This window comes from Streptomyces sp. SID9727, from assembly GCF_010550605.1.
Taxonomy (GTDB): Bacteria; Actinomycetota; Actinomycetes; order Streptomycetales; family Streptomycetaceae; genus Streptomyces.
This window is the reverse complement of the sequence record NZ_JAAGNI010000373.1, coordinates 1-9015: the sequence shown is the minus strand read 5'-3', so window position 1 is coordinate 9015 and position 9015 is coordinate 1. Positions and strand designations below refer to the sequence as shown.

Here is a 9015-nt window from a genome sequence, read left to right as displayed (position 1 = left end):
GGCCCGCGGTGCCGCGCCGAGGCGGCCGGCCCGGCGAGCGCACCGTCCGCCGCATCCGCCCATCCGTCACCGGGCCGTGGCGCCGGTCGCGCCTCCCGGGCGGCGTCCAGCTCCGTGATCAGGCTGATCCGGCGCCAGAGGATCTCGTCCGGTTCGTCGGCCTGCATCAGCCGCGCCATCGTCTCGCGGCCGGCGACCGATCCTCGTCGCCCGAACACCGCCTCCGGCCTGACCCGGGTGAAGTGGGCCCGCTCGTACGGATCGTCCACCACCTCCGCCAGCTGGACCGGGTCCAGGCCCTGGGCGACGATCGCCGCGCGCACCCACGGATCGTCGGCGAGGGCGAGCAGGCGCTCGATCCGGCGGGAGCGCCAGTTGCGCGGCCGCCGGTCGGCCCCGGCGTCCAGCCGGCCGCGGAGCCAGGGTGGGCTGTTGCCCACCAGGAGCTCGGGCGATCGGGCGGCCGTCGCTTCGAGCTCCTGGGCGAGATAGACCCACACCACCGCCCGGTAGCGGTTGAGGTGGAAGGCTACGGGCGTGAGGCATCCGGCCCGGGCGAGCCGGGTGAACCGGGCCGGGCTGATGCCCAGCAGTCGGGCCCCCTCGGCGGTCCCCACCGTACGTACCCGTTCGCGCAGCACGCCCGGGAAGCCGTCCTGGGCTCGCAGGCGCTCGATCTCGGCGCTGCCGATCCTGGTCCGGCCGTCCGGTCCGCTTCTCACCCGGACCGCTCCCAGGTACACGGCGAGGTCGAACTCGTGGCGCTTGAGGCCGAGTTCCGTAGCGGCGCGGGCCGCACCGCACGTGCGCCCGCCCTCGTCACGCACGGTGTCGGGCGCCGGCGTCCCTCCAGGGCCCGACTCGGCCCTGACCGCCCCGTTCCGCAGCTGATTCGTCGTCATGACGTCACTCCCCCGCGACTGGTGATCACTCTCTGTGAGCAGGGTAGTCCGGGACGCCGCCCGTCGCCGAGCCTGTGGACAACTCCACGGGCCCGGCGGCGGCCGGGTGTGCCGGGCCGGGCTGTCAGAACCGGTGGTCTCCCCCGCTTCCGTCCTGCCGTGAGTCCACGCCGAGGTGCTGCCCCACCCGGTTGACCAGAAGCGTCATCTCGTACGCCACCTGACCGACGTCCGACTCCGCCTCACTGAGCACGCACAGGCAGCTGCCCTCCCCCGCCGCCGTCACGAAGAGCAGTGCCTCGTCGAACTCCACCATGGTCTGGCGGGCCTTTCCGGCGCGAAAATGCCGGCCGGACCCGCGGGCCAGGCTGTGCAGTCCCGAGGAGACGGCCGCCAGGTGCTCGGCGTCCTCACGGGCGAGCCCGGTGCTCGCACCGGTCACCAGACCGTCGTTCGACAACACCAGGGCGTGCCGTATGTGCGCCACCCGCTTGGTGAGATCGTCCAGGAGCCAGTCGAGTCCCCTGTCCATCGCCATTCTGTTTCCTCCCCGTTCACGCGTTCCCCGTGTCTCACTTGTGGGCAAGCCTTGCGCACGGGTCACCCACGGGCAAGCACCCCGCTCCCGGCACCGGTCGGGAAGCAGCCACCGCCGCTCAGCCGTAGGAGAGGTTCTCGCACGGGTCGTCGTCCGCCGACCTGGCCTCGTCGGCGATCGCCGCCGGCACCTCCGGAGTGGCGGACGCGGCGTCGGGTGCCGCCGACGGCCGGTCCGCGTAGTCCTGTCCGACGGTGACCTGGATCCCGCTTCCCGCACCACCGGACTCGGTGATCCGCGCGTCGGGGAAGAGCGCGGCCGTGGTGCGGGCCTCGTCCCGCAGGCCGGGGCCGTACGCGACGACAGTCCCGGAGCGGGTCTGGTCCTGCCCGGTGGCCGTATCGGTGACGGTGAAGCCGTGGGCGCGCAGGAGCCCGGCAGCCCTGGCCGCGAGTCCGGGCACCGTGGTGCCGTTGTATACGGCGACCTGGACGCCCGTACCCGAGACGGGGGACCGCGATGGCTTGGCAGGTGCACCGGCACCCGCTTCGGCGTCGAGGGGACGGTCGGCCTTCAGCGCTGCCCAGAGGGCGTCGGCGTCCGGCTCCACGACCGCGACGCGCTCGCCCTCGTACCGCCAGGGGACGGTGACGAACTTGGTGTTGTGCAGGTCGATGTCCTTCATCGAGAGGGCGAAGGAGAGCAGCTTGTCGGCCGAGCCGAGCCCGGGGTCGACGGTCATCGCGTCGGTGGCGGCGTCGGCCAGCGGCAGGAGGGTCGTGGGGTTCATACCGCGCGACTTGATCTTCTTGACCAGGGAGGCGACGAACGCCTGCTGCCTCTTGATCCGCCCTATGTCGGAGCCGTCACCGATGCCGTGGCGCAGCCGTACGTAGTCGAGGGCGCGTTGGCCCGAGACCGTCTGCGGGCCCTTCTCGAAGACGAGGGTGCCCCGGGTCGCGCGCTTGGGGTTCAGGTCGCGCTGGTAGACGTCGTTCGGCAGGCACACCGGCACTCCCCCGACCGCGGAGGTCAGCGCAGAGAACCCCGCGAAGTCGATGACGACGGTGTGGTCGACGCGCAGCCCGGTCAGGTGCTCGACGGTGTTCTGGGTGCACGCCGGGTTGCCCTCGACGGTCTCGCCCACCGAGAACGCCCCGTTGAACTGGCTGTGCCGGCGGGGGGCGGTCCAACTGCCGTCGGGCTTCCGGCAGGACGGGATGTCCACCATGGCGTCACGGGGAACGGACACGGCCACAGCGTGTTCACGGTCCGCGTACACGTGCAGGAGGAGCACGGTGTCGGAGCGGCCGACCTCGCCGGTGGCTCCGCCCAGTCCCTTGTTCTTGCCCGACCGGGTGTCCGAGCCGATGACGAGGACGTTCTGCCCGCCGGCGGAACCGGGGGGCCGGTCACCGGAGACGCCGTCGGCGCTGAACGTGTCGATGTTGCCGGTCAGTTTCAGATACCCCCAGCCGATCCCGGCGACCAGCAGGACGAGGAAGGACAGTGCGGACACCGCCGTCCGCCGGAGACGGCTCCCCCTCCTCCCCGCCCCTGTCGCTCTGTTCCTGCTTGCCATGGGCCACCCCGTTCGTACGGCTGCCGCGCGGGCCCGCCTCCCGGCGGCACCCGTACGGTCGTGCAGTTGTGCGGTTTTCCGGTCGTGATGTGCGGTGGCTTCGTACGCCTCCGGACCTGACCATCGTCAGTCGGATCCCCTCTCCCCACAGCGCCACCGGAAACATTGACCGGAAGACACCGGGAGGTGGCGGGGTGCGGGGCGTCTTCCCCGCCCGGCACGCGGTGAATCGGGCCGGACGCCGCCCGCGCCCTGGGCAAATCCCGGCGTTTCCTGAAGAGTGAGGGGACAGCCGCCGTCCGTTCCGGGCGGCGGCCGGACCGCGACCGGCTGGAACACGCGGATGGCGGTCGGTGAACCACTGGATCATTGGAGGAAGTTCATGGGTGTGACCCTGGCCAAGGGCGGCAACGTCTCCTTGTCGAAGGAGGCGCCCGGCCTGACCGCGGTGACGGTCGGCCTGGGCTGGGACGTACGCACGACGACCGGGGCCGACTACGACCTCGACGCCAGTGCGCTGCTGTGCGCGGATCACGGAAAGGTGGTCTCCGACCTGCACTTCGTCTTCTACAACAACCTCAACAGCCCTGACGGCTCCGTCCAGCACACCGGGGACAACCTGACGGGCGAGGGCGACGGCGACGACGAGTCCATCAACGTGGATCTGTCGGCGGTCCCCGCCGACGTCGCGAAGATAGTCTTCCCGGTCTCCATCCATGACGCGCAGAGCCGGCAGCAGAGTTTCGGCCAGGTGCGCAACGCGTTCATCCGCGTCGTGAACCAGGCCAACGGTGTGGAGCTCGCCCGGTACGACCTCAGCGAGGACGCTTCGACGGAGACCGCGATGGTGTTCGGCGAGCTGTACCGGCACGGCAGCGAGTGGAAGTTCCGCGCGGTCGGCCAGGGGTACGCCTCCGGTCTGGCCGGCATCGCGAAGGACTACGGCGTAAACGTCTGAGGGCGACCGCCCGCCGGCCCGGCCCCGCGTCAGCGGTGGCCGGGCCGGCTCCCTCCGGGCGGCCGTCAATCGGAGTGCGCCGGCTCCCCCGCGCGCCCGGTACGGCTGATGACGCCCGGCCACCACGCCCTGGGCCCGATGTCCACGACCAGTGCGGGCGCCAGCAGCGACCGGACCACCAGCGTGTCCAGCAGGACACCGAAGGCCACGATGAAGGCGATCTGCGCCAGGAACGCGAGCGGGATCACGATCAGCGCGGCGAAGGTGGCCGCCAGCACCACGCCCGCCGACGTGATGACGCCGCCGGTGCTCACCAGCCCCCTCAGCATGCCCTCACGCGCCCCGTGCTCCAGCGCCTCCTCGCGGACCCGTGACATCAGGAAGATGTTGTAGTCGACGCCGAGGGCCACCAGGAACACGAATCCGTACAGGGGCACCGAGGCGTCCGTACCGCTGAAGCCGAAGGCGTGCTCGAAGACCAGGGCCGAGACCCCCAGGGTCGCCAGGAAGTTGAGGCCGACGGTGGCCACCAGCAGCACCGGCACCAGGACCGACCGCAGCAGGCCCATCAGAATCAGCAGGATGATGACGAGCACCACCGGAACGATGATGTTCCGGTCGCGCTCGGCGGTGCGCTGGGTGTCGTACTGCTGGGCCGTGTAGCCGCCGACGAGCGCGTCCGCGCCGGGGACGGCGTGGACGGCGGTACGCAACCGCTTCACGGTCTCCGTCGCCCCGTCGCTGTCCGCCGCGTCCTTCAGGGTGACGTCGACGCGGACCCGGCCGTCGACCACGAGCGGCTTGCCCCCGCCTGGCCGGCCCGAAGCCGTGACGGGCGCGGCGGAGGCCACACCGGGTGTCGCCTCGGCGGCCTCGGTGACCTCGTCGGCCCGGTCGGCCTCGGCGATGACGACGGCAGGATTACCGGAGCCGCCCGGGAAGTGCTTGCTCAGCGTGGCCTGGGCGGAGACGGAGGGAGCGTCGTTCACGAAGGTCTCGTCCAGCGGAACGCCGTGGGACTCAAGGGTGGGGGCGAACGCGGCGCAGGCGACCAGGAGGACCGCGCAGGAGAGCCACACCTTGCGCGGGGCCCCGTCGACGCGCGCGGCGACCCGGCGCCAGATCCCGTGCCCGCCGGCGGCCTCGTCCACGGGGCGCGGCTTGGCGGGCCAGTACGCCGCCCGGCCGCACAGGACGAGCACGGCGGGCAGGAAGGTCATCGTGCTCAGCACCGCGCAGACGATGCCGATCGCGCCGACGGGCCCCAGGGCACGGTTGTTCGTCAGGTCGCTGAGCAGCAGTGCGAGCAGCCCGAGTGCCACCGTGGCGGCGCTCGCGACAATGGCGCCGAAGGAACGGCGGAGCGCGGCCAGGGCGGCTGCCGTCCGGTCGCCGTGGAGTGCCAGTTCCTCCCGGAAGCGCGCGGTCAGCAGGAGCGCGTAGTCGGTGGCCGCACCGATCACGAGGATGGACAGGATGCCCTGGACCTGGCCGTCCACGCGGACGGCGTCGTGGTCCGCCAGGACGTAGACGATGGCGCAGGCCAGCGCGAGGGCGAAGACGGCGCTGATGATGATCAGGAAGGGCAGCAGCACACTGCGGTAGACCAGCAGCAGGATCACCAGGACGGCGGCGAGCGCCACCCCGAGCAGGAGCCCGTCGATACCGGCGAACGCGTCCTTGAGGTCGGCCTGCGTGGCCGCGGGTCCGGCGATCCCGGCGGTCGTGCCCGCCACCGCACCGGCGGCGTCGCGCACCCGGTCCAGGACGGCGGGGAGCTCGTCCCCGAGGTCGGAGCGCAGTTGCACGACGCCCGACAGGGCCTCGCCGTCCTCGGACGGCAGCGCGGGCGACGGTGTGCCGACCACGCCCGGCTTCCCGGACAAGGAGGCCAGCGCACGGGTCGCCGACGCGCGGGCGCTGTCCGGGAGTGCCCCGTCGTCGCCGGTCCAGACGACGATGGCGGGCACGGTCCCGGACCGCTGGAACGCCTTCTGCTCGTCCGCGACCCGGGTCGACTCGGCGCTGCGCGGCAGGAACGCCGCCCGGTCGTTGGTCGCCACCTCGCCGAGCTTTCCGGCGTACGGGCCGAGTGCCCCGCCGATTCCGAGCCAGACGACCAGCAGGGCTACGGGGACGAGCCAGCGGACTACGCGGTACCTCGGTGGGGGCTTCATCGTTTCCTCAGGGATCGGCACATGACACACATGACCCGTAGTCTCTCGTTCATTCATTATCTCAATGATCGAGAGATATTACTGTAGAGGTATGCGCACCGCAGACGACACCCCGGGAAGAGACATGGACGACGGGCCCACGGGCCTCCAGTCGTTCGCTGTACTGCTGCGCCGGATGAACGGCGAGTTCAACCGCATCGCACATGAATTCGCCCAGGCCCAGGGTCTGCACCCGACGGATGTGCAGGCCCTCGTCGCCATCCTCGACGCGGACCGCGGCGGGGGCGACCGCGCCATGACACCGGGGCGGCTTCGGGCACAGCTGGATCTCACCTCAGGGGCGGTGACCGCGTGTCTGGACCGGCTGGAACGCGCGGGACACATCCGGCGGGTGAGGGACAGCAGCGACCGGCGCGTGGTGCACGTGCACTACGCGGCCGCCGCGAAACATGTGGCCCGTGACTTCTTCAAGCCGCTGGCGGCCGGCACGGACGCGGCACGCAGGCAGTTCGCCGAGGATGAGCTGCGTGTCGTGATCCGCTTCCTGGAGGCGATGAACGAGGAGCTGGCCCAGCTCCGCCGCGCCGGACCGCGCGCCTAGGGCGTGTTTCGAAAGTCCCGCCTGTCCGGCGACGCCTGGCACGCACGCTCGCCGCGTTGTCGGGATCACCCCGATACAACCAGTATCGGGGCGACCCTCCGCCTTGCGATCGCACGCACCAGACGCCGCCGGACCCGCCCTACGGGCGGACGGCGCTACTTTCGAAACACGCCCTAGTGCCGGTGCCCGCGGTCACTCCGCGGTCGCCTCCGGCCGCGCGAGGTCACGGACCGGGCAGCCGCGCACGCCAGGGGTGGGAAACGTTCCCAAGGCCGCCACTTCGTATCCCCCGGGGTAGCCCTTGATCTCAGGATTCTGACGCGCGTAATGCGGCGTGGTACGCGGCGGCAGCAGGCGTACGGCGCGTGCGCGCAGTCGCAGCGCGCCCCGGGTGAGGCTCCGGGCCGCGGGTGCCGGACGCTTGTAGCGGAAGGCGCGCAGCAGCGAGTCGTCCAGGAGCGCGAGACTGGCGCCGCGTACCAGCGGCGCGAGGGGGCGGGGGTACCAGGAGGCCATCAGGTCCAGCGTGGCATCGGAGACCGAGCGCGCGCCCGCGTCCCAGCCGAAGTGGGCGTCCTCGTAGGTGTCGAGGCTGTGCTCGAAGTCCTCGTACGTCTGCGGCAGATCCTTGATCCCCATGCGGGCGCCGAGCGTCCTGTAGTAAACGGCGAACGCGCGCAGCTCGTGGTCGCACAGCCGGCGCCAGCCGTAGGCGTCGAGCCACCGCTTCGGGGTGACGACGAAGGTGCACAGGACGTAGCGCATGTCGTCGTTGCTGATGTCGTAGGCGGCGTGCATCCGGTTGATGCGACGGAGGGCGGTGCGCCCCGGATCGCTGTCGAAGCCGTGCTCCACGACGGTGTCCAGGAGCAGTGCGGTGTCGTCGTACCGCTTCTGGGAACGATCCGTCAGCTCGGCCGTGTCAGCGAGGAGTCGGCCTATGCCGGGGACGGCATAGGTGCGGTAGAGGGCGAGTTCGAGGGCGCGGGTGATGTCCCAGGGGAACTCGTAGCTGACGGTGATCCGGTAGATCTCCAGGAAGTCCCGCTCCGGATCGAGGCGTTGGATCTCCTTCAGCCGGTCGTAGCGCTTCACCGCACCGTCCCCCTTGTCCAGGTCGAGTGTCCCAGCCTACGTCCGGGGGCAAGACGGTGAGTACGCGTCGACGCACGGGTGTCGACGTGTTGACGCACTGACGGAAGGCGGGATCCCCATGACCGCGATATTCGGCGTCCTGCGCAGAGCCGTGACCACGGGCCGCAGGGCCGGCCGCCCCGCGCCGGCCCCCACGGCGGCCGGGCGCAGGCAGCACAACCTCTTCGAGGCGGCGGCCGTGTTCGTCGCGGCGTCGGCCGAGGACGACGAGGAACGGATGGACGAGGCGAGCGGCTGGGTGTCGCCGGAGCAGCTCTCCTTCGGCGTCAGCGAGCTGGCCTGCCGGGCGGTGATCGCCCTGGCCCGTGAACGGAACGAATCGCCGCAGGTGGTGGCACGGGAACTGCTCGGACTGTCCGACGCCTGAGCCGGGCCGGGCGGAGGGACGCTCCCGTGGGACATCCGTGCTCGTCAGGGCCTCGACGGCAGGGTTACCCACTGGTTAGGGTGCGCCGACGGAAACCCTGACGGACGAGGAGAACGCAGTGACCGGGACGGACGACGCAGTCGCCGACGACGACGCGCTCTATGTGCTGACCGCGGTCCTGCTGACGCCCGCGCAGTTCCCGAGCGTCCTCGGGGACGACTATCCGGCGGCGTGCGCGGCGCTGGGCCTGGAGCCGTACGCCGAGGGGTACGGGCTGGTCCTGGGCCAGGACTCCGGCGGCGCCCGGTGGACCGTCGTCGTGGACGACGTGTCCCTGGTGGCGGTGGCGATCGCGTCGTGGGACTGCGGCATGGAGTACGACCTGTCGCCGGACGACGGCTCGGTGGTCTGCGCGCTCCCCGGCTGGCCGCTCGCCGTGGCCGTCGCCGCGCCCGGGGTGCCGGACCCGCACGACCCGGACCCCGACCCGGCGGCGGACGGGGAGGATCCGGCTCCCCTGTCCCCTCCCGACACCGATGCGTGGGGGCCGGCCCAGCGCCGCCTGGGCGCGGACGCCATCGCCTCCCAGTGGGCCGCCTGGCGCGAACAACTGGACGACCCGACGGGCTCCGCCCCGGAGAGCGGGGAGCCCGGAGCGGCCGCGGAGGGGAACGACGCGGGGTCCGCGGGAGGGACCACGGCCCCCGGCACCGAAGCGGAGGGCGCCGGCACCGC

Annotated in this window: 9 protein-coding genes; 4 read left to right on the top strand and 5 right to left on the bottom strand. The window is 71.7% G+C overall.

Annotated features, from left to right (window positions below):
* From G3I41_RS26300 to G3I41_RS26290, 3 genes are all read right to left on the bottom strand, one after another.
* Positions 1-902: DUF6397 family protein (locus tag G3I41_RS26300; protein ID WP_164402855.1), on the bottom strand; the 902-nt coding region annotated here is incomplete at its 3' end.
* A 124-nt stretch (positions 903-1026) separates the two neighbouring features.
* The gene (locus G3I41_RS26295; protein WP_164402854.1) at positions 1027-1440 is read right to left on the bottom strand and encodes a roadblock/LC7 domain-containing protein; all 414 of its coding nucleotides are present in this window, start codon (positions 1438-1440) and stop codon (positions 1027-1029) included.
* A 118-nt stretch (positions 1441-1558) separates the two neighbouring features.
* Positions 1559-2959, bottom strand: coding sequence for an LCP family protein (locus G3I41_RS26290; RefSeq protein WP_164402853.1), 1401 nt, complete (start codon positions 2957-2959; stop codon positions 1559-1561).
* A 445-nt stretch (positions 2960-3404) separates the two neighbouring features.
* Here G3I41_RS26290 and G3I41_RS26285 point away from each other — a divergent pair, with 445 nt between their 5' ends.
* A complete protein-coding gene (locus tag G3I41_RS26285; protein ID WP_164402852.1) occupies positions 3405-3980 on the top strand; it encodes a TerD family protein in 576 nt (191 codons plus the stop codon).
* A gap of 65 nt (positions 3981-4045) precedes the next feature.
* Here the strand turns inward: G3I41_RS26285 and G3I41_RS26280 are convergent, their stop codons facing one another.
* A complete protein-coding gene (locus tag G3I41_RS26280) occupies positions 4046-6157 on the bottom strand; it encodes an MMPL family transporter (protein ID WP_164402851.1) in 2112 nt (703 codons plus the stop codon).
* A gap of 91 nt (positions 6158-6248) precedes the next feature.
* Between G3I41_RS26280 and G3I41_RS26275 the strand changes: the two genes are divergently transcribed.
* On the top strand, positions 6249-6758 hold the full coding sequence (locus G3I41_RS26275) for a MarR family winged helix-turn-helix transcriptional regulator (protein ID WP_164402850.1): 510 nt from the start codon (positions 6249-6251) through the stop codon (positions 6756-6758).
* 192 nt (positions 6759-6950) lie between these two features.
* On the opposite strand, the gene G3I41_RS26270 is transcribed toward G3I41_RS26275, so the two are convergent.
* The gene (locus tag G3I41_RS26270) at positions 6951-7853 is read right to left on the bottom strand and encodes an oxygenase MpaB family protein (protein ID WP_164402849.1); all 903 of its coding nucleotides are present in this window, start codon (positions 7851-7853) and stop codon (positions 6951-6953) included.
* Positions 7854-7971: 118 nt separating this feature from the next.
* On the opposite strand from G3I41_RS26270, the gene G3I41_RS26265 reads away from it, so the two are divergent.
* Together G3I41_RS26265 and G3I41_RS26260 are read left to right on the top strand one after the other, a co-directional pair.
* Entirely contained in the window at positions 7972-8280 is a 309-nt protein-coding gene (locus G3I41_RS26265) for a hypothetical protein (RefSeq protein WP_164402848.1), read from the top strand.
* A gap of 118 nt (positions 8281-8398) precedes the next feature.
* Positions 8399-9015 (top strand): hypothetical protein (locus G3I41_RS26260; protein ID WP_164402847.1); only part of this gene is annotated, 617 nt, incomplete at its 3' end.

Excerpts from the sequence above, each read along its gene's own strand:
- G3I41_RS26295 (WP_164402854.1), bottom strand. The coding sequence starts at position 1,440 with ATGGCGATGGACAGGGGACTCGACTGGCTCCTGGACGATCTCACCAAG.
- G3I41_RS26285 (WP_164402852.1), top strand. The coding sequence starts at position 3,405 with ATGGGTGTGACCCTGGCCAAGGGCGGCAACGTCTCCTTGTCGAAGGAG.
- G3I41_RS26280 (WP_164402851.1), bottom strand. The coding sequence starts at position 6,157 with ATGAAGCCCCCACCGAGGTACCGCGTAGTCCGCTGGCTCGTCCCCGTA.
- G3I41_RS26275 (WP_164402850.1), top strand. The coding sequence starts at position 6,249 with ATGCGCACCGCAGACGACACCCCGGGAAGAGACATGGACGACGGGCCC.
- G3I41_RS26265 (WP_164402848.1), top strand. The coding sequence starts at position 7,972 with ATGACCGCGATATTCGGCGTCCTGCGCAGAGCCGTGACCACGGGCCGC.